The organism is Neorhizobium sp. R1-B (assembly GCF_004368875.1).
GTDB lineage: Bacteria > Pseudomonadota > Alphaproteobacteria > Rhizobiales > Rhizobiaceae > Neorhizobium > Neorhizobium huautlense.
In genome coordinates this window covers 47,037-72,989 of record NZ_SOEM01000019.1, presented here as the reverse complement: position 1 = coordinate 72,989, position 25,953 = coordinate 47,037, and the positions used below count along the sequence as shown (strand labels likewise).

Annotated in this window: 23 protein-coding genes; 20 read left to right on the top strand and 3 right to left on the bottom strand. The window is 60.4% G+C overall.

Going from position 1 to position 25,953, the window contains the following annotated elements:
• Positions 1–68 precede the first annotated feature (68 nt).
• The 11 genes from pyrH to lpxB all read left to right on the top strand — a co-directional run bounded on the left by pyrH (position 69) and on the right by lpxB (position 11,202).
• Positions 69–791, top strand: a complete 723-nt coding sequence (pyrH, locus tag EDE05_RS21155) for a UMP kinase (RefSeq protein WP_105372508.1) — start codon at positions 69–71, stop codon at positions 789–791.
• A 45-nt stretch (positions 792–836) separates the two neighbouring features.
• Entirely contained in the window at positions 837–1,397 is a 561-nt protein-coding gene (frr, locus tag EDE05_RS21150; protein ID WP_105372509.1) for a ribosome recycling factor, read from the top strand.
• A 51-nt stretch (positions 1,398–1,448) separates the two neighbouring features.
• Positions 1,449–2,192 carry an isoprenyl transferase gene (locus tag EDE05_RS21145; protein WP_105372510.1) on the top strand — a complete coding sequence of 248 codons (744 nt, stop codon included), beginning with the start codon at positions 1,449–1,451 and terminating at the stop codon, positions 2,190–2,192.
• Positions 2,192–3,025, top strand: coding sequence for a phosphatidate cytidylyltransferase (locus EDE05_RS21140; RefSeq protein WP_105372511.1), 834 nt, complete (start codon positions 2,192–2,194; stop codon positions 3,023–3,025). The genes EDE05_RS21145 and EDE05_RS21140 overlap by 1 nt, the downstream gene beginning before the upstream one ends.
• A 36-nt stretch (positions 3,026–3,061) precedes the next feature.
• Positions 3,062–4,183: an RIP metalloprotease RseP gene (rseP, locus tag EDE05_RS21135; RefSeq protein WP_105372512.1), complete on the top strand. Its 1,122-nt coding sequence runs from the start codon at positions 3,062–3,064 to the stop codon at positions 4,181–4,183.
• Between the two features lie 198 nt (positions 4,184–4,381).
• On the top strand, positions 4,382–6,745 hold the full coding sequence (bamA, locus tag EDE05_RS21130) for an outer membrane protein assembly factor BamA (RefSeq protein ID WP_112798308.1): 2,364 nt from the start codon (positions 4,382–4,384) through the stop codon (positions 6,743–6,745).
• A gap of 51 nt (positions 6,746–6,796) precedes the next feature.
• Positions 6,797–7,864 carry a UDP-3-O-(3-hydroxymyristoyl)glucosamine N-acyltransferase gene (gene lpxD / locus EDE05_RS21125; RefSeq protein WP_112798306.1) on the top strand — a complete coding sequence of 356 codons (1,068 nt, stop codon included), beginning with the start codon at positions 6,797–6,799 and terminating at the stop codon, positions 7,862–7,864.
• Entirely contained in the window at positions 7,857–8,324 is a 468-nt protein-coding gene (gene fabZ / locus EDE05_RS21120) for a 3-hydroxyacyl-ACP dehydratase FabZ (protein WP_105372515.1), read from the top strand. The genes lpxD and fabZ overlap by 8 nt, the downstream gene beginning before the upstream one ends.
• On the top strand, positions 8,321–9,136 hold the full coding sequence (lpxA, locus tag EDE05_RS21115; RefSeq protein WP_112798304.1) for an acyl-ACP--UDP-N-acetylglucosamine O-acyltransferase: 816 nt from the start codon (positions 8,321–8,323) through the stop codon (positions 9,134–9,136). The genes fabZ and lpxA overlap by 4 nt, the downstream gene beginning before the upstream one ends.
• Before the next feature lie 6 nt (positions 9,137–9,142).
• Entirely contained in the window at positions 9,143–10,024 is an 882-nt protein-coding gene (locus EDE05_RS21110; RefSeq protein ID WP_112798302.1) for an LpxI family protein, read from the top strand.
• Positions 10,024–11,202 carry a lipid-A-disaccharide synthase gene (gene lpxB, locus EDE05_RS21105; RefSeq protein ID WP_112798300.1) on the top strand — a complete coding sequence of 393 codons (1,179 nt, stop codon included), beginning with the start codon at positions 10,024–10,026 and terminating at the stop codon, positions 11,200–11,202. Before EDE05_RS21110 ends, lpxB begins: the two co-directional genes overlap by 1 nt.
• Positions 11,203–11,230: 28 nt before the next feature.
• Here lpxB and gltA read toward each other — a convergent pair whose 3' ends face one another.
• Positions 11,231–12,520, bottom strand: a complete 1,290-nt coding sequence (gltA, locus tag EDE05_RS21100) for a citrate synthase (protein WP_105372519.1) — start codon at positions 12,518–12,520, stop codon at positions 11,231–11,233.
• A 286-nt stretch (positions 12,521–12,806) separates the two neighbouring features.
• Between gltA and EDE05_RS21095 the strand changes: the two genes are divergently transcribed.
• Positions 12,807–14,912 carry a ComEC/Rec2 family competence protein gene (locus EDE05_RS21095; RefSeq protein ID WP_134102894.1) on the top strand — a complete coding sequence of 702 codons (2,106 nt, stop codon included), beginning with the start codon at positions 12,807–12,809 and terminating at the stop codon, positions 14,910–14,912.
• 32 nt (positions 14,913–14,944) lie between these two features.
• Positions 14,945–15,337, top strand: coding sequence for a hypothetical protein (locus EDE05_RS27335; protein WP_134102891.1), 393 nt, complete (start codon positions 14,945–14,947; stop codon positions 15,335–15,337).
• Here the strand turns inward: EDE05_RS27335 and lexA are convergent.
• Positions 15,318–16,037 carry a transcriptional repressor LexA gene (lexA, locus tag EDE05_RS21085; RefSeq protein ID WP_112798296.1) on the bottom strand — a complete coding sequence of 240 codons (720 nt, stop codon included), beginning with the start codon at positions 16,035–16,037 and terminating at the stop codon, positions 15,318–15,320. The genes EDE05_RS27335 and lexA overlap by 20 nt on opposite strands.
• A 202-nt stretch (positions 16,038–16,239) precedes the next feature.
• On the opposite strand from lexA, the gene EDE05_RS21080 reads away from it, so the two are divergent.
• Both EDE05_RS21080 and kdsA read left to right on the top strand, forming a co-directional pair.
• Positions 16,240–17,112, top strand: a complete 873-nt coding sequence (locus EDE05_RS21080) for a VOC family protein (protein WP_112798294.1) — start codon at positions 16,240–16,242, stop codon at positions 17,110–17,112.
• Between the two features lie 4 nt (positions 17,113–17,116).
• On the top strand, positions 17,117–17,965 hold the full coding sequence (gene kdsA / locus EDE05_RS21075) for a 3-deoxy-8-phosphooctulonate synthase (RefSeq protein WP_112798292.1): 849 nt from the start codon (positions 17,117–17,119) through the stop codon (positions 17,963–17,965).
• An 8-nt stretch (positions 17,966–17,973) separates the two neighbouring features.
• Here kdsA and EDE05_RS21070 read toward each other — a convergent pair whose 3' ends face one another.
• Positions 17,974–19,809, bottom strand: coding sequence for a methyl-accepting chemotaxis protein (locus tag EDE05_RS21070; RefSeq protein WP_112798290.1), 1,836 nt, complete (start codon positions 19,807–19,809; stop codon positions 17,974–17,976).
• Positions 19,810–20,126: 317 nt separating this feature from the next.
• On the opposite strand from EDE05_RS21070, the gene eno reads away from it, so the two are divergent.
• The 5 genes from eno to EDE05_RS21045 all read left to right on the top strand — a co-directional run bounded on the left by eno (position 20,127) and on the right by EDE05_RS21045 (position 25,952).
• Positions 20,127–21,401, top strand: a complete 1,275-nt coding sequence (eno, locus tag EDE05_RS21065) for a phosphopyruvate hydratase (RefSeq protein WP_112798288.1) — start codon at positions 20,127–20,129, stop codon at positions 21,399–21,401.
• Positions 21,402–21,557: 156 nt separating this feature from the next.
• Entirely contained in the window at positions 21,558–21,875 is a 318-nt protein-coding gene (locus EDE05_RS21060) for a septum formation initiator family protein (RefSeq protein WP_105372526.1), read from the top strand.
• A gap of 195 nt (positions 21,876–22,070) precedes the next feature.
• The gene (gene pdhA, locus EDE05_RS21055; protein ID WP_105372527.1) at positions 22,071–23,141 is read left to right on the top strand and encodes a pyruvate dehydrogenase (acetyl-transferring) E1 component subunit alpha; all 1,071 of its coding nucleotides are present in this window, start codon (positions 22,071–22,073) and stop codon (positions 23,139–23,141) included.
• Positions 23,142–23,159: 18 nt separating this feature from the next.
• The gene (locus tag EDE05_RS21050; RefSeq protein WP_112798285.1) at positions 23,160–24,581 is read left to right on the top strand and encodes a pyruvate dehydrogenase complex E1 component subunit beta; all 1,422 of its coding nucleotides are present in this window, start codon (positions 23,160–23,162) and stop codon (positions 24,579–24,581) included.
• Positions 24,582–24,596: 15 nt separating this feature from the next.
• A complete protein-coding gene (locus tag EDE05_RS21045; RefSeq protein WP_112798282.1) occupies positions 24,597–25,952 on the top strand; it encodes a pyruvate dehydrogenase complex dihydrolipoamide acetyltransferase in 1,356 nt (451 codons plus the stop codon).
• The last annotated feature ends 1 nt before the right edge of the window (position 25,953 follow it).

Here is a 25,953-nt window from a genome sequence, read left to right as displayed (position 1 = left end):
CGGTGCCCTTCGTGTATCCGCAAGCCGTTTGTGTTCTCCGCAGGCAGTTTTCATTTCAAGGAGCCTTCATGTCGCCCAAGCCAATCTATAAGCGCGTATTGCTCAAGGCCTCCGGAGAAGCCCTGATGGGCAGCCAAGGGTTCGGGATCGACGTTAATGTCGCCGACCGCATCGCTTCGGATATCGCCGAAGCCTGCGCCATGGGCGTAGAGGTCGGTGTGGTCGTCGGCGGCGGCAATATCTTTCGGGGCGTTGCCGTGGCGTCCAAGGGGGGCGACCGGGTGACCGGCGACCACATGGGCATGCTGGCGACGATCATCAACGCTCTTGCGCTGGCCACGTCCCTTCGCAAGCTGGATGTCGAAACCGTTGTCCTGTCGGCGATCTCGATGCCGGAAATCTGCGAGAGCTTTTCGCAGCGGCGCGCCGTGCACCACATGGCCCAGGGCAGGGTGGTCATCTTCGCCGGCGGCACGGGAAACCCCTTTTTCACCACCGATTCGGCTGCGGCGCTGCGCGCCGCGGAAATCGGCGCCGAGGCCATCTTCAAAGGCACGCAGGTCGACGGCATCTATTCGGCCGATCCGAAAAAGGATCCGGCCGCGACGCGTTTCGAGACATTGACCCATGGCGAGGTGCTCGGCAAGGGATTGGCGGTGATGGACGTGGCGGCGGTCGCGCTTGCCCGCGAAAACTCCATCCCGATCATCGTGTTCTCGATCCACGAGAAGGGCGGTTTCGCTCAAATCTTGACCGGCGGCGGCCGCAAGACCATCGTAACGGACAACTGAGGCGCGGCGCTGAAGGCCGCCAGATAATGATACGGGAGTAGACGGATGAGTGGAGCAGTTGATCTCAACGACATCAAGCGCCGGATGGACGGCGCCATTGCCGCTTTCAAGAGCGATATCGCATCGCTCAGGACCGGCCGGGCCTCGGCCAACATTCTCGATCCGGTGACGGTCGAAGCCTATGGCTCGCGCGTGCCGCTCAACCAGGTGGCCAACATCACCGTTCCGGAGCCGCGAATGCTGGGCGTGTCTATCTGGGACAAGTCCATGGTCAACGCCGTCGATCGCGCGATCCGCGAATCGCATCTCGGTCTCAACCCGATCGTCGACGGGCAGAATCTGCGCATTCCGCTTCCGGAACTCAACGAAGAGCGCCGTAAGTCGCTGGTCAAGGTCGCGCATGATTATGCCGAAAAAGCCAAGGTCGCGATCCGCCACGTACGGCGTGACGGGATGGACGGCCTGAAAAAGGCCGAAAAGGACGGCGTAATCGGTCAGGACGACAGCCGGTCGCAGTCGGAAAAGGTGCAGAAGATGACGGACGATACGATTTCCGAAGTCGACCGCTTGCTTGCCGACAAAGAAAAGGAAATCATGCAGGTCTAGCGCAGGCGTCTCTTGAGCCTGATCTTGGCCGCTAAAGGACCCGCATCAAATATGGCGAATCCCGAACTTGCGATCATTCCTCAACACGTTGCGATCATCATGGATGGCAACGGCCGCTGGGCAAACAAGCGTGGGCTTCCCCGTACGATCGGTCACAGCAAAGGCGTGGAGGCGGTTCGGGAATCGGTGCGTGCCGCTGGCGAGGCGGGCGTCAAATATCTGACGCTTTTTGCCTTTTCTTCGGAGAACTGGAGCCGCCCCCATTCGGAGGTGAACGATCTCCTTGGTCTTCTCAGGCGTTTCATCCGTCGTGATCTGGCGGAACTTCACCGTGAAAACGTACGTATCAGGGTGATCGGCGATCGAGACAACCTGCGAGGCGACATTCTGCCCTTGTTGGTGGAGGCCGAGGAGACGACGCGACACAACACCGCTCTGACGCTGGTGATCGCTTTCAACTACGGCGCCAGAGACGAGATCGTCAGAGCCGTCGTAAAACTCGCCCGTGATGTCGAGGCGGGCGTTCTGAAGGCCTCGGACATCGACGCCGACATGATCAGCAGGAATTTGGACACCGCCGACATTCCGGATCCCGATCTTATTATACGCACAAGCGGCGAGGAACGGTTGTCGAACTTTCTGTTGTGGCAGGCCGCCTATTCGGAACTGGTGTTCCTGCCGGACTACTGGCCGGATTTCGATCGGAATCTGTTTTTTGACGCATTGAAGGTTTTTGCGTCCCGCGACCGTCGTTTTGGCGGTCTGTCGAGCAAGACGGCCGCGGTGGTTGGCTGATGAGCAGTGAACTCAGGCTTCGGATCATCTCCGCCTTGATTCTGGCGGCGATCGTGCTGGCGGCAACATGGTTCGGTGGCTTTTCCTTCCGCCTCGTCGCTGCCGTGATGGCTGTCCTGATCTATTACGAGTGGTCGACGATTACCCGGCTCGATGAACGGGATTTTCACACCAATGCCTTCAGCTGGGTCGCCGTTCTGCTGATCGCGGTCAATATCGTCTTCGGAGAGAAGGATCTGGCGATTCCGCTGCTTGGCGGGTCTGTCATCACCGCCATTCTTCTGGTTCTGTGGCGCAAGGGCAGCTGGTGGTCGCCGGGCGGCATCGTTTATGCAGGATTGAGTGGCATTTCGCTTTCGGCAATCCGGGCGGACGACCAGGCCGGATTCGTGGCGACGATCTTTATTTTCGCCGTCGTCTGGGCAACCGACATCCTGGCCTATTTCGTCGGCCGGGCACTCAAGGGTCCGAAGCTGGCCCCAAAAATCTCGCCGGGAAAAACGTGGTCCGGCGCGATCGGCGGCACCATTGCCGGCGTGGTTGCGAGTTCGGCGGTAACATTGGCTGTCTTTTCCCGGCTGTCCTTTTGGACCGTCGTCATCGCCTTCGCGTTGTCGGTGGCAAGCCAGGTCGGAGATCTCTTCGAATCGTTCATCAAGCGCCGGTTCGGCGTCAAGGATTCCAGCCATCTCATTCCCGGGCATGGCGGTGTTATGGATCGGGTGGATGGCCTCGTTTTTGCCTGTTTCGCGGCGTTTCTGCTAACTCTTGTCTATACGGCCGCTACAGGCCATCTTGATATACCGGTGGCTGGTTTTCTTTTCGGGCTTTGAGACCTCGCCGCCATCGCATTTGAAACGGAAACTTTGATGGCCATCCTCAGCTTCGTCACCGGCTATATCATCCCATTCATTCTCGTTCTGTCGCTGCTCGTGTTCGTGCATGAAATGGGACACTACCTCGTCGGACGTTGGTGCGGCATCCGATCGACCGCCTTCTCCGTAGGCTTCGGCCCCGAACTCCTGGGCTTCACCGACCGCCACGGTACACGCTGGAAGATTTCAGCGATTCCTCTTGGCGGCTACGTCAAATTCTACGGCGATGACGATGTTGCGAGCCTGCCGGATGCGAGCGGCCTCGTCGGCATGACGGAGGAGGAGAAGGCGCAGACGCTGGCTGGCGCGAAACTGTGGAAAAGGGCGGCGACGGTAGCGGCCGGGCCAATCGCCAACTTCCTGCTGGCGATCGCGATCTTTGCCGTGTTGTTTAGCGTCTATGGAAAAGTGGTTGCCGATCCTGTCGTTGCCGAAGTCCAGGCAAACAGCGCGGCCCAGGCCGCCGGCGTTCAGCCTGGCGACCGACTGGTGGCGCTGGATGGCACACGCATCAGGACCTTTGACGACGTGCGGCGTTACGTCAGCATCCGTCCGGAAACGCCGATTGTCGTGACCGTCGACCGCAACGGCCAGGAAATCGATCTGCCGATGCTGCCGAAGCGCACCGAGATCACCGATCAGTTCGGCAACAAGGTCGAGCTGGGCCTGATCGGCATCGTCACCAATGAAGAGCGCGGCAAATTCCGGGTCGAGACTTTTGGCCCGCTGCAGGCGGTGGCTGAAGGCGTAAAGGAGACGGGCCACATCGTCACGGGCACGGTCCGCTATATCGGAAACCTCGTAACCGGCCGCATGAGGGCCGATCAATTGGGGGGACCGGTGCGCGTTGCGCAGGCTTCGGGTCAGATGGCAACGCTGGGCTTTGCCGCCGTCGTGCAGCTTGCCGCCGTTCTGTCCGTTTCCATCGGTCTTCTCAATCTGATGCCTGTTCCGGTTTTGGACGGTGGACATCTCGTTTTCTATGCAATAGAGGCGGTTCGTGGCAAACCGCTGGGAGCCGGTGCACAGGAGATTGCCTTTCGCATCGGTCTCGCAATGGTGCTCAGCCTGATGGTATTCGCGACCTTCAACGACATCAGCAATCTCATTGGCTGATGCCCTCAAAATCGTTGAAGGAAACTGTTTATTTACTATGTTTTCAACTCTTGCGTGGCCATTGGGTCACGCCTGAGAAGGAAGTAAATAGAAATTAACACGATACCTTGCTTGTAGGGCAAAAGAAGGTAAAACGACACACGTGGCCGGAGTCGGGCTCCACCCGCCGAGGGACAACGGGAAAAGGTAAGAATTGAAATGAAGGCTGGTTCAAGGTTTTTGAACGCAGTGTCGGCGTTTGCGCTGTCTGCTAGTGTTGTTGCCTCGGGCGCGGGTGTGCTGGTGCTTGCTTCCGCGCCGTCCGCAGAAGCGGCGGTGATCCGGAGCGTCCAGGTTCGCGGTGCCCAGCGCACGGGCGAAGAAGCAGTTCGTTCCAACCTGACCATTCGCCCTGGTGTCAGTTTTTCGAACAACGACATCGATGAGTCCGTGCGCAAGCTTTATGCGACCGGATATTTCTCCGATGTCCGTATCAGCGTTTCCGGCAGCACGCTCGTCGTAACGGTGAATGAGAACCAGCTCGTCAATCAGGTCGTCTTCAACGGCAACCGCAAGATTACCGATGAAAAGCTGCAGGCTGTTGTTCAGACCCAGCCGCTCGGTCCTTATAGCGAGACGATGATCAATGCCGACATCGAGCGGCTGCGCGAGGCTTATCGCGCGATCGGCCGCAGCGACGTCGAGATCACGACGCAGACCGCTCCTGTCGGTCAGGGCCGCGTCAATCTGGCCTTTGTCGTCAACGAGGGTGATCGCACCAAGATCGCCGATATCAATTTCGTGGGCAATCAGGCCTATGGCGACGGTCGCCTGAAGTCCGTCATCATTACCAAGGAATCCAGCCCGCTGTCGTTCCTCACCCGCAAGGACGTCTACAGCGAGGACAAGCTGCGCGCCGACGAGGAAACGTTGCGCCAGTTCTATTACAATCACGGCTATCCCGATTTCCGCATCATCTCTTCCGAAGCGGTTCTCGACGAGGCGAACAACAAGTACAACATCACCTTCACCGTGGAAGAAGGTCAGCGTTACTCCTACGGCGGCGTTGGCGTCGAATCGACTGTTGAAGGCGTCAGCAGCGAAGAGCTGCAGGGTCTGGTCGAGACGCGGGAAGGTCGTACCTATGACGCCCGCGAAGTCCAGAAGACCATGGAGGCGATCTCCAAGCGCGTCGCAGCGAAAGGTTACCCCTTTGCACGCGTGACGCCGCGGGGCGACCGCAACATGGAAACGCACACGATCGGCGTGACCTATCTCGTTGATCAGGGCGAGCGCGCTTACGTCGAGCGTATCGAAGTTCGCGGCAATACCCGTACCCGCGACTACGTCATCCGCCGCGAATTCGATTTCAGCGAAGGCGACGCATTCAATCAGGAAATGATTTCGCGCGCTAAGCGTCGTCTGGAAGCCCTTGGTTACTTCACCACGGTCAATATCTCCACTGCTCCGGGCAGCGCTCCGGACCGCGTGGTCGTTGTGGTCGATGTTGAAGACCAGTCCACCGGTTCGTTCGGTATCGGTGCCGGCTACTCCGCAGGCGGCGACGGCTTCATGCTGGAAGCCTCCATCGAGGAAAAGAACTTCCTGGGCCGCGGCCAATTCATCCGTGTTGCCGTCGGCGGCGGTCTCGAAGAGGCCCGCAGCTACAACCTTTCGTTCACCGAGCCCTACTTCCTCGGTTACCGTCTGGCAGCCGGTTTCGACCTGTTCAAGAGCAAGACGTCCTCGAACAGCTACTACGATTACGACGAGCAGGGCGTTACCCTGCGCGTGACCGCGCCAATCACCGAGGATCTGGCGACGACGTTCCGCTACACCTATAAGGAAATCAACTACGAAGATGACGGCGCGTTTGGCTCCGACGGCGTTCCTGGCACGGGCGACGACAACCTTTCGTCGCCTTACATTTCCATGATCGATCAGGGCAAGTTCGTCCAGTCTTCCGTTTCGCAGACGCTGACCTACAATACGCTCGACAGCCAGTCGCTGCCGCGCGAAGGGATCTACGCCACGATCACGCATGAATATGCAGGGCTCGGCGGCGACTCCGAGTTCTACAAGATATCCGGCCGTGCCCGTTACTTCCATCTTCTGTCGACCGAGGCCGATCTGATCGGCTCCGTCGCAGTCGGTGCCGGCCATGTAGTTTCCACCGGCGACAACCTGCATGTCTTTGACCAGTTCACGCTGGGCGGTCGTCAGGTCCGCGGGTTCGAGAACGATGGTATCGGTCCGCGTACGGTCGATCATGGCGACGCTCTTGGCGGTACGACCTACTTTACGGCGTCTGCGGAAATGTCCATGCCGATGCCGGTTTTCCCGGAGGATTTCGGTCTTCGGGCCGCCGTCTTCGCCGATGCCGGTACGCTCTACGGAAACGATGTACCGCTTGGCACCAGCACTGCGCAGGGCACAGATATGTCCTGGCGCGCTTCGGTGGGCGCCGGCATTATGTGGGCTTCGCCGTTCGGCAACATCCGCTTCGACTATGCCATTCCGGTCGTCAAGGAAGACTTTGACGAGACTCAGGAATTCCGGTTCAGCATGGCGAACCAGTTCTGATCGTTTCCGCCCGTCTCGACGGGCGGGAATCTGTTCCGGAGCTCTGGCTTTATGGATCACAATGAATTTTTCCCGCCCCATGATGGCGTGAGCCTGCGCGAGCTGGCCACCCGTCTTGGGGTGGAACTGCTTGACGGGAATGCTGGCGATCGAATGATCCGGTCGATCGCCCCGGTTGCCAGGGCCGGCGAGGGGCAGCTCAGCTATATTCTCTCTCGCAAGAACCGGCACGAACTGGAAACGTGTCACGCCTCCGCCATCCTATGTGATGCGGCGATCCGGCCGATCGTTCCGGACCATATTCCGATCCTGCTTTCCAAGGCGCCCTTGACGGCCTTTGCCATGGCCGGTGCTGTTCTGCATCCCGCCGCGATGCGCCCGGGGCCTGTGACATCCGCACCATCGGGTATTTCGCCTGCGGCCTATGTCGATCCGACGGCGATGCTCGAGCCCGGCGTCGAGGTCGAGCCTATGGCTGTGGTTGGCGCGCGGGCCGAAATCGGCAGCGGCACGCGGATCGGTGCGGGCACCGTGATCGGCGCGGACGTCAAGATCGGCCGCGATTGTACGATCGCGGCGGGCGCCAGTGTCCTGGCGGCTTTGATCGGCAACGGTGTCATTATTCACAATGGCGCACGTATCGGCCAGGATGGCTTCGGCAATGCGCCCGGCCCGCGGGGCATGCTCAAGCTCGTTCAGATCGGGCGCGTCATTATTCAGGACAATGTGGAGATTGGCGCCAACACCACCGTCGATCGCGGCGCGATGGACGATACGGTCATTGGCGAAGGCACGAAGATCGACAATCAGGTGCAGATTGCGCATAACGTTCGTATCGGCCGGCATTGCGGCATTGCGGCGGGCGTTGGCATTGCCGGATCCACGAAGATCGGCAATGGCGTGTTGATTGGTGGCGCGGCCGCTATCAACGGGCATATTTCGATCGGTGACGGCGTTCAGCTCGCCGCGTTCAGCGGAGTGATTGGTTCCGTGCCCGCCGGCTCCATATATGGCGGCATTCCGGCCCGGCCGATGAAGGATTTCCTCCGCGAAATGGCGGATAAGATGGCACAGTCGGACGAGCGCGCTAAGCGCAAAGGAGAGAAGAAAAATGACTGATGAGACCAAGCCGATGCTCGGCGCGGCCGATATTCAGGAAATCATGAAGCTGTTGCCGCATCGCTACCCGTTTCTTCTGGTCGACAAGATCGTCGAAATCGATGGTGACAACTCCGCGATCGGCATCAAGAACGTGACCGCCAGCGAGCCGCATTTCACCGGCCATTTCCCGGACCGACCGATCATGCCGGGCGTGCTCCTGGTCGAGGGCATGGCCCAGACGGCCGGCGCGATTTGCGCGCGCAAGGAAGGCGAGGGCGGCAACCTGGTCTATTTCATGACGATCGACAACGCCCGCTTCCGCAAGCCGGTGATACCGGGGGATCGGGTGGAGTACCACGTCACGAAGCAGAAGCAGCGTGGCAATATCTGGAAGTTTCATTGCGACGCCAAGGTCGACGGTGCGCTCGTCGCAGAGGCTGATATCGGCGCGATGATCGTGCGTAAGGACGCGGAATGAGCAAGATTGCTGCCAGCGCGCGGATTCATCCCCTTGCTGTGGTCGAGGACGGCGCCGTGATCGGCGAGAATGTCGTTGTCGGGCCGTTTTCGCATGTGGGCTCGCGCGTGGTGCTGAAGGATGGCGTCGAACTGTCCTCGCACGCTGTGGTGACCGGCAATACGGAGATCGGCCGCAATTGCCGCATTTTCCCGATGGCTGTTATCGGCGGCGTTTCGCAGAGCCTCCACGAAGCGGGAGAGGATTCCTCGCTCACCGTCGGCGATAATTGCACGATGCGCGAAGGGGTGACCATGAACTGCGGCACCGTCGGGGGCGGCGGCAAGACCGTGGTCGGCAGCAATTGCCTCTTTCTTGCCAATTCCCACGTGGCGCATGATTGTCAGCTTGGCAGCGACATCATCATGTCGAACAATGTCATGCTGGCCGGCCACGTTCATGTGGGAGACAAGGCAATTCTCGGCGGCGGCTGTGCGGTGCATCAGTTCACCCGCATCGGCCGCCAGGCCTTCATCGGCGGGCTTTCGGCCGTCAACTACGACGTGATCCCCTATGGAATGCTGAACGGCAATCCCGGTATCCTGGGCGGCCTGAACGTCGTCGGCATGACACGTGCGGGCGTGGAGCGTGCCACGATCCATACCGTACGCCGCGCCTTCAAGCAGATCTTTGAAGGCGCAGGGAACATCCGCAACAATGCGGCGGCAATCCGCGAGGATTATGCCGATTGCAAGGAAGTGATGGAGATCCTTGATTTCATCGCTGCCGACAGCGAACGCGCCCTTTCGTCTCCCTTCCGCAGCAAGAGCTGAGCGGCCATGCGGGGCGTCCCGAGCCTTGCGCCAAAGGGGCGGCTCGCGATCATCGCGGGGAACGGATTTCTTCCCATCTATCTTGCCGAAGCCGCGCGGGAGGGAGGAGAAAACCCTTTCATCATCTCGCTGCGCAATGAGTCCGATCAGCGTTTCGACGGTTTCGAAACGGCGACGGCCAGCATTGCAGATATCAAAAGCTTCGAGCAGATCTTCCAGGAAAATGGCATCGATAGGGTCGTGTTGTCCGGCGGTGTGACCCGACGGCCCGATTGGCGCGATATCCGTCCGAACTGGAAGGTGCTGCGCAAGCTGCCCCTCCTGCTCCGCACCCTCGTCTCCGGTGGAGATGACGCGCTGCTGCAGGTGGCCATTGGCATTATCGAAGCGCAGGGCTGCCGCGTCATCGGCGCCCATGAGGTTGCGCCGGGGCTTCTGGCGAAAACCGGTAAGCTCGGGGCCTATACTCCTTCGCAGGACGATATTCGCGATATCGAAAAGGCGGCCGAAGCCGCACGTAGGCTGGGTGAGCTCGATATTGGCCAGGGAAGCGTGAGTGTCGGCGGCCGCGTCGTTGCGCTCGAAGGTGTCGAAGGAACCGATCGGATGCTCGAGCGCGTTGCCGCGTTGCGCGCCGAGGGACGAATCTCCGCCCGCCGCAAGGGTGTTCTTGTGAAATTGTGCAAGCCCCAGCAGGATATGCGTGCCGATCTTCCCACAATAGGTCCTTCCACCGTGGAGAATGCTGTGAAGGCAGGGCTTGCGGGCATAGCCGTTGAGGCCGGGCGGGCTCTGGTGCTCGAGGAACAGAAGATGATTGCCGCTGCGGATGCTGCAGGTATCTTCGTCTGCGGCATCGACCTTGGTCTGCCGCAGGGAGGACTGTGATGGTGAAGAGCTTGAAGATCGGCGTCATCGCCGGTGAAGTCTCTGGCGATCTCCTGGGCGGCGATCTGGTCGCCGCGCTGAAAGCGGCTCATGCGGGACCGGTCGAATTGGTAGGCGTCGGTGGCGACGCACTGGCGGCGCAGGGACTTGCTTCGCTTTTCGATTTCTCCGAACTGTCGATCATGGGACTGACCCAGGTGCTTGCCCGCCTGCCGAACCTGATCAAGCGGATCAATCAGACCGCCGATGCGATCATTGCAGCCAGGCCGGATGTGCTTGTCATTATCGACAGTCCGGACTTCACCCACCGGGTTGCGAAGAAGGTTCGAGCCGCTCTGCCTGACATGCCGATCGTGGATTACGTCTGCCCGAGCGTCTGGGCCTGGAAGGAATACCGGGCAAGCGCCATGCTTGCCTATGTGGATCACGTTCTGGCTGTCCTGCCGTTCGAGCCGGAGGCGATGAAGAGGCTTGGCGGGCCGGAAACGACTTTCGTCGGCCACCGCCTGACGGACGATCCGGCGCTGCTGCGGGTGCGGAGCATCCGCGCGGAACGCCCGGTGAAGGGGAAGGACGAAGAAAAGACAATCCTGCTTCTGCCCGGCTCGCGCTCTGCAGAGATCAAGGCGCTTTTGCCGGTCTTTGGGGAGGCCGCCCGTGAATTCGTCTCCCGCAACGGTCCCGCGCGTTTTCTGTTGCCGACGGTACCCCGTCAGGAGAAGCTGGTGCGCGAGATTGCCGCGACCTTGCCGATCAAGCCGGAGATCACGGTCGACGCGCAGAGCAAGTGGGCCGCTTTCGCCGATGCGGACGCCGCCATCGCCGCATCCGGAACGGTGATTCTTGAGCTTGGCCTGTCGAACGTGCCGGTCGTGTCCGCCTACAAGGCCGACTGGCTGATCACCTTGATGTCCAAGCGCATCAAGATCTGGTCGGGCGCGCTGCCCAATTTGATTGCCGATTATCCGGTGGTGCCGGAATATATAAACGATGTCGTACGTCCTGGCAGTCTGTGCCGCTGGGCCGAACGCCTCGCCTCCGATACCACCCAACGCCAGGCGATGATGGAGGGTTTCGATCTCACCTGGCAGCGTCTGCAGGTGCCGGTCCCACCCGGCGAAGCGGCGGCCGGCATCGTTCTGCAAGTCTTGGATACGAAAAAACCCGGTCATCGCTGACCGGTTTTTTGTTTGGGAGGCGCCTCGCTCAGCGCTTGGAGACGGGCACGTAGTCGCGCTGCGGTTCGCCGGTATAGAGCTGGCGCGGACGGCCGATGCGCTGTTCCGGATCTTCGATCATTTCCGCCCACTGGGCGATCCAGCCGACGGTACGGGCAAGCGCGAAGAGCACCGTGAACATCGTGGTTGGGAAGCCCATCGCCTTCAGCGTAATGCCCGAATAGAAGTCGATATTCGGATAAAGCTTCTTCTCGATGAAATATTCGTCGGTGAGCGCGATGCGTTCCAGCTCCATGGCGACCTGCAGAAGCGGGTCGTCCTTGTGACCGAGTTCGCCGAGAACCTCGTGCGTTGTCTTCTGCATGATCTTGGCGCGCGGATCGTAGTTCTTGTAGACGCGGTGGCCGAAGCCCATCAGCCGGAACGGGTCGCTCTTATCTTTGGCGCGGGCAATGTATTCGGGAATACGGTCGACCGAGCCGATTTCCGTCAGCATGTTGAGCGCTGCCTCGTTGGCACCGCCATGCGCCGGACCCCAGAGGCAGGCGATGCCGGCTGCAATGCAGGCGAACGGGTTGGCGCCGGAAGAGCCGGCGAGCCGGACCGTCGAGGTGGACGCATTCTGCTCATGGTCGGCGTGCAGGATGAAGATACGGTCCATGGCGCGCGAAAGCACCGGATTGACCACATATTCCTCGCAGGGCACGGCGAAGCACATGCGCAGGAAGTTGGACGCGTAATCCAGGTTGTTCTGCGGATAAACGAACGGCTGGCCGATATGGTATTTATAGGCCATCGCCGCGAGCGTCGGCATCTTGGCGATCATCCGTAGGCTGGCAACCATACGCTGATGCGGATCGGTGATATCCGTGGAGTCGTGATAGAAAGCCGAGAGCGCGCCAACGCAGCCGCACATGACGGCCATCGGATGCGCGTCGCGACGGAAGCCGGTAAAGAAACGGCTCATCTGCTCGTGGACCATCGTATGATGGGTGACGCGGTAGTCGAAGTCTTTCTTCTGGGCAGCCGTCGGCAATTCGCCGTAGAGCAACAGGTAGCAGGTTTCGAGGAAGTCGCCATGCTCGGCGAGTTGCTCGATCGGATAACCGCGATGCAGAAGAATGCCTGCATCGCCGTCGATATAGGTGATCTTGGACTCGCAGGATGCCGTCGAGGTGAAGCCCGGATCATAAGTAAAGGCACCGGTCTGTTTGTAAAGCGAGCCGATGTCGATCACATCAGGACCGATCGAGCCGGACTTTACCGGCAGGTCGACATGCTTGTCGCCGAGTGCCATATTTGCGCTTTTGCCCGTCATGCTGATCCTCCAACCTTTTGGCGGCGTGGCGCCTAAAAAGCGCCACAAGAATTAAGCGTCCATGCTTTGCTATATGATCCGAAAGCTCATGCCAAGCAGTCCTTGGTAGCATTTTGTGCAGCGCGGCACGATAAGAGGCAGCGGCACATACTTGGATGCCCAACTTTCCGGTGCAACTCACTTGAGTCCTTTGGGAATACTTGGTTTTCGCCGCCAGTTGACGACGCCTGAGGAAACGCGCAGGTTGTATTGTCGCTCATGCGGGGCAAGGTGGGGCGGGCGTTTCATGTCGGAAGACACAGCGTTTCCGAAATTGGTGGAGAGCAGGGGAGCGATCTTCCGGCAGGCCCGCTTTTTGCCAGATGCGGGCAAATCCGGGTCGCATGTTTTGGAGCCTCTTCCGGATCGTCGCCCGCGTCTGGGGAACCGTCCCGCGACCTATACCCGCGGCTATTGGCTGTCTCGGGGAATCCGCCGGCTGCGCCTCAGCCTCCCCGGCATGCTGGAGGAGGAGGCAGCACACGGGCATGGGTTTCTTTTTGTACCGGTCCTCGTCGGTGCCGGGGCGGCTGTCTGGTTCTCGCTGCCTGCCACGCCTCCGTTCTGGTCTCTCCTCGCGGCCTTCTTCATCTGTGTGACGCACGCAGTCGTCATGCGTCATGCGTCCGGCGCCTTGCGTGTGCTTCCTCCCGCTGTCGCGCTTTTTCTCGGCGGAATGATGCTTGCCGAACTGGAGACCTGGCGAAGAGGCACCATTATTCTCGATTCCCCGGTTACGACCGAGCTGACGGGTGTGGTCGAACGAAGGGAGATCGATGCCCGCGGCCGGTGGCGTTATATCGTACGTGTCGAGCGTACCTCGGGTCCTGAAATCCGGCGCTCTCCGGAGCGCGTTTCGCTGCTTGCGCGGGCGCGTCACGAGCCGGTGCAGACGGCAGATACGATCAGCGGCAGGGTTCGTTTATCGCCGCCATCGGGACCGGCGCTTCCAGGCCTCAATGATTTCGCCTTCTCTTCCTATTTCGATGGGATTGGCGCCGTCGGTTTCTTTTATGGAGCCCCGAAAGGGAGCCGCGACGCCGGACATCCTCATGGATGGTTCTCGGATATCGAGCGCTGGCTCTTCGATCTTCGCAGCATGATCGGCGGTAAGATCCGCGCGACAGTGCCCGGCGACGCGGGCGCCTTCGCAGCCGCGATCGTCACCGATGAGCGGCGGGCGATTTCCGAGGAGACCGTCGAAGCGCTGAGGCTTTCCGGCCTTGCCCATATCGTCGCGATCTCCGGGCTCAATATGGCGCTGGCTGCGGGTATCTTCTTCGTCGGCGTACGCACTATCCTCTCGCTGTTCACACGATTTGCCCAGTCCTTCCCGGTAAAGAAGCTTGCCGCCTTGGGTGCTCTCGCCATGGCGACCGCCTATTATCTCATTTCCGGCTTCGGCGTCTCCGCCGAAAGGGCCTATATCATGATGGCAGTCATGCTCGTTGCAGTCCTCTTCGACCGGCCGTCCATAAGCTTGCGCAATGTGGCCCTCTCCGCACTGGTCATTATCGCCGTATCTCCCTCGGAAATCCTTGGGCCGAGCTTTCAGATGTCCTTTGCCGCCACCGCCGCGCTGGTCGCTGGTTACGCGCTTTGGAAGCATCGGTCGAAAAAACATGACCCGGAGCCTCTGCCGTTTCGTCACCCGGTGGTCATGCCGATCACGGCGGTCTGGAATTTTACCGCCGGCATCTTCGTGACCTCGTTGATTGGGGGCATATCGACCGCGATTTTCTCTGTCGAGCATTTCCACCGCATCGCGACTTATGGGCTTGCGGCCAATCTCGCCGCCATGCCGGTCATTTCCTTCGTGGTCATGCCGGCGGGATTGATCGGCATGCTGCTGATGCCCTTCGGGCTCGATGGGCCGTTCCTGAAGCTCATGGGCCTCGGCCTGGAAGCGGTGATTGCGATCGCCAGGCATGTGGCGGCCTGGGGCGGCGATGTAGGCATCGGCCGCCAGCATCCCTGGTTCCTGGTCGTCTCGACGGCAGGCTTTCTTCTGCTGACGCTACTGAGAACCCGGCTCAGATACTTGGGTATTCCTCTATTGGTGGCCGGCTTGTTGCTGTCATGGCAGGAGCGGTCGAGATCCCTTCCGGATCTCCTGATCTCCGAGGATGGCACCATGATTGCCCTGACAGATGGTAATGGCATCGCCACCAATCGCACCCGTCCCGCGGAATTTGTCTATGATCAATGGAAGCGGGCGCTTCTGCTGGGGGACCCGGTGAAACCGGAATTGCTGCCAGCGAAAGACAAGTCTCCGCCGGAGACAGGCTCCCGGAGGGAAAGTCCGGAGGAAATCCGCTGCCTTCGAACAGTCTCGGCGAGCGTGCTGAATTGACGACGGAGGAGAGAGAAACGTCAAGCCGCGGGATGAAGCAGGTACCGGTCGGCCGGTTCATCTGCACCCCGCGAGCCTGGTGCGCGTCAAAAACCGCCGCAGGCGCTGTAGTCGTTCATGTGGAGGACGCGCGTTATGCCGGCGTCGCCTGCGACGCTGCGCATATCGTCGTCGCTCCACGTGCCAGGTTTGACCGCTGCCGTTCCGGAGCCCTGATGATCAACGGCAACGCGCTGAGGATCGCAGGAGCGCTCGAACTGTTTTTTGATGGTTCCGCGGACATCCACCGCTGGCGGCTTCGTGCAGCGCTCCTTGGCCAAGACCGCCCATGGACCCGCCATCGCCATTACGACTGGCGGCGCCAGATCTTCAGCTCATCCCTGCCGGAACCGCTGGGCAAACTGGTCAATGATAGCGGCGGATGAGACCCACAAGCTTACCCTGGATCTTGACCCGGTCCGGCGGGAAAATCCGCGTCTCATAGGCCGGGTTGGCGGCTTCCAGCGCGATCGACGCCCCGCGGCGACGGAAGCGCTTGAGTGTCGCTTCCTCCTCGTCCACCAATGCGACGATGATATCGCCCGGATTGGCCGTATTGCCGTTGCGGATGATTACGGTATCGCCGTCGAGGATGCCGGCCTCGATCATCGAATCGCCCTTGACCTCCAGCGCATAATGTTCGCCCGACCCGAGCATCTCGGCAGGGACGGCGATGTCGTGCGTATTGTTCTGAATCGCCGAGATCGGAACGCCGGCCGCGATGCGGCCCATGACGGGAACCGTGGTTGAGTTGGAACTATCGTCGTTGGCGGGGGGCTTCGCAGAGGCGGCAGCCGGTTGCGGCTTGCCAAGACTGCCTTCGATGACGCTGGGCGAAAAGCCCCGGCGCGGCTGAATGCTGGGCGCATAGGCTTCCGGCAGCCTGATGACTTCCAGGGCGCGCGCCCTGTTCGGCAGGCGGCGGATGAAGCCGCGTTCCTCGAGCGCGGTGATCAACCGGTGAATACCCGACTTGGACGCAAGGTCGAGCGCATCCTTCATTTCGTCGAAGGAGGGCGGTACGCCGGATTCCTTCATCCGTTCGTGTATGAACAGAAGCAATTCCTGCTGTTTGCGCGTGAGCATTTTCGGCACCCTCAAGAGTCGGAAACAAATCAAGAACGGACACTATATGTTCCATATGTGTTCCGCAAGTCCCTAAATTTTCGTGAAGTATGATGATTTTTTCTTCATAGATGTCTGCAAGATATCTGCTTCGTTACCACTTGCGCACGGCGTGCCCGCTGCCATTTTAGCTTTGCGATTCTGAAATTCCTGGGGGCCTCGCTTGAACGCAAGATCGATCGATCATCTCGTACTGCCGGTGGCGGACCTTGCGTTCGCGCGTTCGCGGCTCTCCGATCTCGGATTTACTGTCGCACCGGATGCATTTCATCCTTTCGGCACTGCCAATGCTTGTGTGTTCTTCTCGGATGGTACCTATCTGGAGCCACTGGCGATCACCAACCGCCGTCACGCGAGCGCTGCCGCCAAGCGGGGCAATGTCTTTACCGCGCGCGATCTCGCCTTTCGAAAAGGGCGCAACAGGCAGGGGCTTTCTGCCCTGGTCGTCGCGTCGCAGGATGCCGTCGCCGATCATGCCCGGTTCAGGCTGCGCGGAATTTCCGCCGGCGACATTCTGGAGTTTTCGCGCACGGTAAGGATGCCTGACGGTTCCGAGACAGAGGCGAGCTTTCGGCTGGCATTTGCAGGCGATGACCGGGCGCCCGAATTTTTCCTGTTCTCCGTTCAGCGCCTTGCTCCGCTGCCGTCCGACCGAGGCGAATTGGAGCGGCACGCCAATACGGTTGTCGGTTTGAGCGAGGTCATCCTGTCCGCTCAAGCGCCGTCCGACTTCGCCCCTCTGGTCGAGGAAGTGTTGATGGCCCGGGGGGAGGTGGAGCCCGGTTTTCTGAAATTGGCCGCCGCAAACGCGCGGATTCGCATTTTGGGAAATGATGATCTGGAGGCGGAATTTGCGCTCCCGCCGGTCGCTGGTGCAGATGGTTTGCACGGCCGAGCCGTCATCTTCAAGACGGCCGATCTTGCCGTGACAGAGATCATCCTTGCTGCTAATGACGTGGCATTCGTCCGCCGCGAAGGCCGCGTTCTGGTCCAGGCGGCACCCGGCCAGGGTGTTTTGTTCGGCTTCGAGGAATAGATTTATGGAAGTTTCTGCCAATCCACGCGTCCTAGTCGGCGAAGGAAAGGGCCAGGTGGTTTTTGCACAGGATGCGCGCCTGTCCTTGATCGCCGGTCCCTGCCAGATGGAGAGCCGCGACCATGCCTTCATGATCGCCGGCACGCTCCAGGAACTCTGCGGCAAGCTCGGCATCGGCCTCGTCTACAAGTCGTCCTTCGACAAGGCAAACCGCACCTCGATTTCGGGAAAGCGCGGCATCGGGCTGGAAAACGCCATGGAAATCTTCGCCGATCTGAAGAAGGAATTCGGGTTCCCCGTTCTGACCGACATCCACACCGAAGAACAATGTGCGATGGTCGCAGGCACTGTGGACATACTGCAGATACCGGCCTTCCTCTGCCGCCAGACGGATTTGCTTGTCGCCGCCGCGAGGACCGGCCGCGTCATCAACGTCAAAAAGGGCCAGTTTCTCGCCCCCTGGGACATGAAGAACGTGCTTGCCAAGTTCACCCAGAGCGGCAATCCGAACGTGCTGCTGTGCGAGCGCGGCGCTTCCTTCGGCTACAATACGCTCGTTTCGGACATGCGGTCGCTGCCGATCATGGCGGCCATGGGTTCGCCGGTTGTGTTCGATGCCACCCATTCGGTTCAGCAGCCGGGCGGGCAGGGAGGCTCCACGGGAGGCCAGCGGGAATTCGTGGAGACTTTGGCGCGCGCGGCTGTTGCGGTCGGCATTGCCGGTCTTTTTGTCGAGACCCATCAGGATCCCGACAATGCTCCCTCCGACGGCCCCAACATGGTGCACCTGAAGGATATGCCGAGGCTGCTCGAAAAGCTTCTCGCCTTCGACGCCATCGCAAAGGCGGCTTGAGAAATTTCTCAGCCAGCCTTTTGAAGGCCTGTCGCCGGCCGGTGACTTCCGGCTGTCGTGGACTGAAGCTTGAAGCGGGATAGAAGGCGGTTGAGCTTGGCCGCCTCTTCGCCGAGTTCATGGCACGCAGCACTTGTTTCTTCCACCATTGCAGCGTTCTGCTGGGTTACCGTGTCCATACGGTTGATCGCGGTATTGACTTCCTGGAGTGCCGTCGACTGTTCCGAGGAGGCCCGCATGATCGAGCCGATGAGGTCGGTGACCTTGGCGACCTGGCCGTCGATGTCGCCCAGCGCCTCGCCGGTGCGGTTTACGAGTGACACCCCCGCCGCCACCTGGCTCGCGGAGGTTTCGATCAGCCGCTTGATTTCATGGGCAAGATTGGCCGAGCGCCCGGCGAGATCGCGGACTTCCTGCGCGACGACCGCAAAACCCTTGCCGGCTTCGCCGGCACGCGCAGCCTCGACACCTGCGTTGAGCGCTAGCAGATTCGTCTGAAATGCGATCTCGTCGATCACGTTTATGATGCTGCTGATCTGGGTGGAGGAGGCCTCGATCTGCTCCATCGCCACCACGGCATCCCGCACGACACCCGCAGAATGGGCGGCACCCTGCTGAGCGGCCGTCATCATGGTATTCGCCTCTTGCGCTCTTGCCGTCGCATTTCTCATGGTGGCGGTAATCTGGTCGAGCGCCGAGGCGGCCTGTTCCAACGATGCTGCCTGATGCTCAGTGCGCTGCGCCAGGTCGTCGGTGCCGTTAGCGATCACGCCCGAACCGGTCCGCACGGTTTCCGTTACCCCGGAAATTTCCTGCATGACGGAATAGAGTGTGCGGATGCTGGAGTTGAATTCCTCCCGCAACTCCTCATAGGCCGCCTGGAAAGGATGATCTATCTGCACCGTCAGGTCGCCCTGCGACAGTCGGGAGAGGCCGGCCCGAAGATGCGAAATGACGCTCTCTCTTTCGGCCTCTTCGCTCGCCTTGTCCTTCGCCAGCGCCAGATCCCGTTCGGCCTGCGCCTGCCGGTCGGCTTCCTGCCGCAGCCGGATATTGTCGCGCTCCTGTCCCGATTGGCGGAAGATCGTGACGGCCTGCGCCATCTCGCCGATCTCGTCCCCGCGGCCGCTGAAGGGCACGTCCCGCGAATAGTCGCCGCCTGCCAGCACTGTCATGTAGTCGCGCATTACAGACAGCGGCACGATGGCGCGGCGGCGGAAGAGATAGAGCCCTCCGACCAGCAGAAGCACGGAAGCGGCAGCTGCGGCAAGCGTGATCGATGAAAGAAGCTGCGTCTGTTCGGTCGCATCCTTCTCCGCATCCGCGAGGAAGACGTTCGCCATCTCCACGAGCTCGTTGACCGCCGCTTCATGCACATGAAACTGCGTGGCGAGCTTCTCGAAGGCGGCGCCGACGACTGGCGTATTGCCGGCGAGGATTGCGGGCGAGAGCTCGTCTTTCATCGTCTTCCAGAAGTCGTCGCCTTTCACAAGCACGTCCGCGAGAAGCTTCTGCTTGAGGTCCGCACTGAGCGCCGTTTCCTGCCAGTATTTCCGGCGGTCCGCGTAGGCCGGCTTCAGGACGGCCGCAATACGTTCGAGATTGGGTTTGGCGGCAGCTGGTCTCTGGACCGCCTCGAGCGCCAGCATGTAACTTTCCACCAGATAGAGAGGTGGCGGCAGGATATCGGCGACGAGATCCTTGCCGTAGATGATCTGCCGGTAGACCTCGCCGTTGACGCGAAGCTTGTTGAACGCGTGATTTTGAATGCCGATCGAAATGACAAGTCCAGTAGTGACCACCGCGGCAAAGATTGCCAGGCTGCGTGCGATATTGAGTCTCATCGTTGCTCCCCCACAGAGCCCTCTGGGCGGCCATCGCCCGCATGAATTGCCTTCAAATAAATCTAGACGAGGATGGCTTGTGTGCGGCGTGTTCCGTCGGCCTATACTTGCCTCATCTTCCATTAACCGTAAAATACAATAGTTAATTCCGAAATAAGGTCGACTTTGCTGATGATCACGATTGTCCAGCCGGCAGCCTTCAAAACCATGACATATTTTTCCGATACCGCTCTTTCGCTAGGAGCCAGTCCGCGGATTGTATTTTGCACGCCTTCCATTAAGACAGGTCCCACCAAACCACCACAGCAGGAAGAGCCATGACCGCCATCACCGATATCATCGCCCGTGAAATCCTCGACAGCCGCGGCAACCCCACCGTCGAAGTGGATGTCCATCTCGAAGACGGTTCTTTTGGCCGTGCGGCCGTCCCGTCGGGCGCCTCGACCGGCGCGCATGAGGCAGTTGAACTGCGTGACGGCGGAAAGCGTTACCACGGCAAGGGTGTCGAGAAGGCTGTGGAAGCCGTCAATACAGAGATCTTCGACGCGATCGGCGGTTTCGATGCGGAGAGCCAGATCCACATCGACAAGACGATGATCGCTCTCGATGGCACGCCGAACAAGTCGCGCCTCGGCGCCAATGCCATTCTCGGCGTATCGCTTGCCGTCGCCAGGGCTGCGGCCGAAACCACCGGCCTGCCGCTCTACCGTTATGTCGGCGGCCCGAATGCGCATGTGCTTCCCGTGCCGATGATGAACATCATCAATGGCGGTGCACATGCCGACAACCCGATCGACTTCCAGGAATTCATGATCATGCCGGTCGGCGCTGACACGCTGCGTGATGCCGTGCGCATGGGATCTGAGATCTTCCATGTTCTCAAGAAGGAACTCGCGGCCCAGGGCCACAACACCAATGTCGGCGACGAAGGCGGCTTTGCGCCGGGGCTGAAAAGCGCTCCGGAAGCTCTCGATTTCATCATGAAGTCGGTCGAGAAGGCAGGCTACAAGCCGGGCGACGACGTCTGCCTTGCGCTCGATTGCGCTTCGACGGAATTCTTCAAGAACGGCAAATACGAGATGGAAGGCGAGGGTCGTACGCTGGAGCCGGAAGCCATGGCGGATTACCTCGCCGAGCTTGCGGCGAAGTATCCGATCATCTCGATCGAAGACGGCATGGCTGAAGACGATTGGGATGGCTGGAAGTCCCTGACGGACAAGATCGGCTCCAAGGTCCAACTCGTCGGAGACGACCTCTTCGTCACCAATTCCGCGCGCCTTCGCGACGGCATCAAGATGGGCGTGGCAAATTCCATCCTGGTGAAGGTCAATCAGATCGGCTCGCTGTCGGAAACGCTGGATGCGGTCGAAACGGCGCATAAGGCAAACTACACCGCCGTCATGTCGCATCGCTCCGGCGAGACGGAAGATTCGACGATCGCGGATCTTGCCGTCGCCACCAATTGCGGTCAGATCAAGACAGGCTCGCTTTCGCGTTCGGATCGGCTTGCCAAGTACAACCAGCTTATCCGCATCGAGGAAATGCTGGGTCCGCAGGCCGCCTATGCCGGCCGCTCCGTCCTGAAGGGCTGAACCAGCTCCATTTATGTGTCTATAGAGCCCGCGCCGAAAGCGCGGGCTTTTTGCGTCGCGGCAATGGAAACGATTGCTTAAGCAAGTTCTGCGAATTTTACCTTCTGTTTCGGATCGTTCGCGTGATCCGGCAAGTGTGGCAAGGCGTTGAACGGCATGTGGACCAAGCATCATAAAAAAAGAAAATTTGGCCGTTTCGTCCTTCCCGCCATTACCGTCGCCTTTCTTTCATACTTCGGCTATCATTCCGTGCATGGTGATCTCGGGCTGATCGCCACGGAGGAATTCGAACGTCAGCGGCAGGCGCGTGCGGAAGAGCTCGCAAAACTGACCGCGAGACGGGAGGCACTCGAGCGCCAGGTGCGGCTCATGAGTGATGGTTCGCTGGAAAAGGATATGCTGGACGAAATCGCTCGTTATCAGCTCAATGTCTCGCGCCCGGACGAGATCGTCATCTTCAATAACTACTTCTGAATTAACCAATATTCGGTTAATTTTATCTTTCGTCAATCTTTTCAGTGGGTTGTACGGAATGTGAGCCATGCATTTATGGCATTGCTGGGGCGCGGTTTCTTCCCTATGGTACGCCCCGAAACCAGAATGGGATTCCGGGCGGCGTAAGTCTCGGCATCTGTTCCGTTCTAAAACGCAGCACAGAGGGAGGGATGAATGGCGCCGACTAAAACCGCGTCTGTATCCGGCCGCAAATCCGCGGCAAGGTCTGCTACCAAAACCAGCTCCAAGCCAGCCAGGAAAGATTTCAACGGCGGCATTTTCGCCGAGTTCGACAAGGGCCAGGAGCTTGCCGCCTATCGCGATATGCTGCTGATCCGCCGTTTCGAGGAAAAGGCCGGCCAGCTTTACGGTATGGGCTTCATCGGCGGTTTCTGTCACCTCTATATCGGCCAGGAAGCTGTCGTTGTCGGCATGCAGATGGCGCTGAAGGAAGGGGACCAGGTCATCACCGGTTATCGTGACCACGGTCACATGCTGGCGACTGGCATGAGCGCGCGCGGCGTCATGGCGGAACTGACCGGGCGTAGGGGCGGCTATTCCAAGGGGAAGGGCGGCTCCATGCACATGTTCTCCAAGGAAAAGCAGTTCTACGGCGGCCACGGCATCGTCGGCGCGCAAGTGTCGCTCGGTACCGGTCTCGCCTTCGCCAACAAATATCGCGGCAACGACAATGTCTCGACTGCCTATTTCGGCGACGGTGCGGCAAACCAGGGGCAGGTCTATGAAAGCTTCAACATGGCCAATCTCTGGAAGCTGCCGGTCGTCTACGTGATCGAGAACAACCGCTACGCCATGGGAACCTCCGTTGCCCGCGCCTCGGCTCAGACCGATTTCTCCCAGCGCGGTGCCTCCTTTGGTATTCCGGGCTATCAGGTGGACGGCATGGACGTGCGCGCCGTCAAGGCGGCAGCGGACGAGGCTGTCGCCTATTGCCGCGCCGGCAAGGGTCCGATCATCCTCGAAATGCTGACCTACCGCTATCGCGGTCACTCGATGTCCGACCCGGCGAAGTATCGCTCCAAGGACGAAGTGCAGAAGATGCGCTCCGAGCATGATCCGATCGAACAGGTACGGGCCCGCCTTCTTGAAAAGGGCTGGGCAAGCGAGGACGAGTTAAAGGCGATCGACAAGGACGTGCGCGATATCGTGGCCGATTCCGCCGATTTCGCCCAGGCCGATCCGGAGCCGGATGTGTCCGAGCTCTATACCGACATTCTGCTCTGATCGAGGGGAGGGAACCTTATGCCTATCGACATCCTTATGCCCGCCCTTTCCCCGACCATGGAGGAAGGCACGCTCAGCAAATGGCTGAAACAGGAAGGTGACAAGGTCACCTCCGGCGACGTTATCGCCGAAATCGAGACCGACAAGGCGACCATGGAAGTGGAAGCTGTCGATGAAGGCGTGATCGGCAAGCTGCTGGTTCCGGCCGGCACCGAGAACGTCAAGGTCAACACCAAGATAGCCGTGCTCCTTGCCGAAGGCGAAAGCGCCGATTCCATCGGTTCTTCCGCGCCGGCCGCGCCAAAGGCTGATGCGGACACGCCCGCTGCGGCGTCCGACGCCGCTGGGGGCAAGGCCCGTCAATCGACGGAAGAGCCGACGGCTGCCGCTGACAGCAAGGTCCCGGCCCAGCCGAAGGTGGACGTCGCCTCCGACCCGGATATTCCGGCCGGCACGGAAATGGTGATGACGACCGTGCGCGAAGCGCTGCGCGACGCCATGGCCGAAGAAATGCGCCGCGATGAAGACGTTTTTGTAATGGGTGAAGAGGTTGCCGAATACCAGGGCGCCTACAAGATCACGCAAGGGCTGCTCCAGGAATTCGGCCCACGCCGCGTCGTCGATACGCCCATCACCGAGCACGGCTTTGCCGGCGTCGGCGTCGGTGCGGCCATGGCCGGCCTGAAGCCGATCGTCGAGTTCATGACCTTCAACTTCGCCATGCAGGCGATCGACCAGATCATCAACTCTGCCGCCAAGACGCTTTACATGTCCGGCGGTCAGATGGGCGCTCCGATCGTCTTCCGCGGCCCGAACGGCGCGGCTGCCCGCGTTGCGGCCCAGCACAGCCAGGATTACGCGGCCTGGTACAGCCAGATCCCGGGCCTCAAGGTCGTCATGCCTTACACGGCTGCCGACGCCAAGGGTCTGTTGAAGGCGGCTATCCGCGATCCGAACCCGGTCATCTTCCTGGAAAACGAAATCCTCTACGGCCAGTCCTTCGAAGTGCCGAAGCTCGATGACTTCGTCCTGCCGATCGGCAAGGCGCGCATCCACAAGCAGGGCAGGGACGCCACCGTCGTTTCCTTCGGTATCGGCATGACCTATGCGGTGAAGGCGGTAGAAGAGCTTTCCAAGGAAGGCATCGATGTCGAGCTTATCGACCTTCGCACCATCCGGCCCATGGATCTGCCGACGGTGATCGAATCGGTCAAGAAGACCGGTCGACTCGTTACCGTGGAAGAGGGTTATCCGCAGTCGTCGGTCGGCACCGAAATCGCCACCCGCGTCATGCAGCAGGCCTTCGATTATCTTGATGCGCCGATCCTGACGATCGCCGGCAAGGATGTTCCGATGCCCTATGCGTCGAACCTCGAAAAGCTCGCCTTGCCGAATGTCGGCGAGGTCGTCCAGGCGGTGAAGACCGTCTGCTACAAATAAGGGGAGGATGTCTCGATGCCGATCAACATCACCATGCCTGCCCTTTCGCCGACCATGGAAGAGGGCAATCTTTCCAAGTGGCTCGTCAAGGAAGGCGACAAGGTCAAGTCCGGCGATGTGATCGCCGAGATCGAAACCGACAAGGCGACCATGGAAGTGGAAGCCGTCGATGAAGGCACCGTCGCCAAGATCGTCGTGCCGGCGGGTACCGAGGCGGTCAAGGTAAACGCGCTCATCGCGATCCTCGCCGGCGAAGGCGAGGACGTGTCGGCGGCTGCGTCGTCCGGGGGCGGGGCTGCTGCCCCTGCGCCGAAGGCCGAGGCTGCGCCTGCTCCCAAGGCGGAAGCGGCTCCGGCACAAAAAGCTGCCGAGCCGGCTCCGGCCGCTGCTGCACCGGCACCGGCTGCTTCCGGTGCTCGCCCCTTCTCTTCGCCGCTCGCCCGCCGTCTCGCAAAGGAAGCCGGTCTCGATCTCTCGGCAGTTTCCGGCTCCGGCCCCCACGGCCGTGTCGTGAAGTCCGATATCGAGAAGGCTGTCGCCTCGGGCACCGGCAAGGCTGCTCCGGCCGCAGCCCCGCAGGCAGCACCTGCCGGCGCCGCAGCTCCGGCAATGGCCAAAGGTCCGTCGGATGATGCAACGCTCAAGCTTTTCCCGGAAGGCTCCTACGAGCTTCTGCCGCATGACGGCATGCGCAAGACGATCGCCGCGCGCTTGACGGAGTCGACCCAGACGGTTCCGTCCTACACCGTCTCGATGGATTGCGAGATTGACGCGCTTTTGAAGCTGCGCGCCGAGATCAACGCATCGGCACCGGTGAAGAAGACGGAGAAGGGTGAGGTCCCGGCCTTCAAGCTTTCCGTCAACGACTTCATCATCAAGGCGATGGCGCTGGCGCTGCGCGAAGTCCCGATGGCGAACGCCTCCTGGACGTCGACGGCCCGCGTGCTGCACAAGCACTCCGACGTCGGCGTCGCCGTCTCGATCCCGGACGGTCTGATCACCCCGATCGTCCGCAAGGCGGAAACAAAGACGCTCTCCGTCATCTCCAACGAGGTGAAGGATCTTGCCAAGCGGGCCCGCGACAAGAAGCTGAAGCCGGAAGAATACCAGGGCGGTACGACCTCGGTCTCCAACCTCGGCATGTTTGGCGTCTCCTCATTCACCTCGATCGTCAACCTGCCGCAGGCCTCGATCGTCTCGATCGGCGCCGGCGTCGAAAAGCCGGTCGTCAGGAACGGCAAGATAGAGGTGGGCACGGTGATGACGGCAACCTTCGCCTTCGACCACCGCGTCATCGATGGCGCGCTTGGTGCGGAACTGGCTTCCGCGTTCAAGCGCTACATCGAAAACCCGATGGCGATGCTCGTCTGAG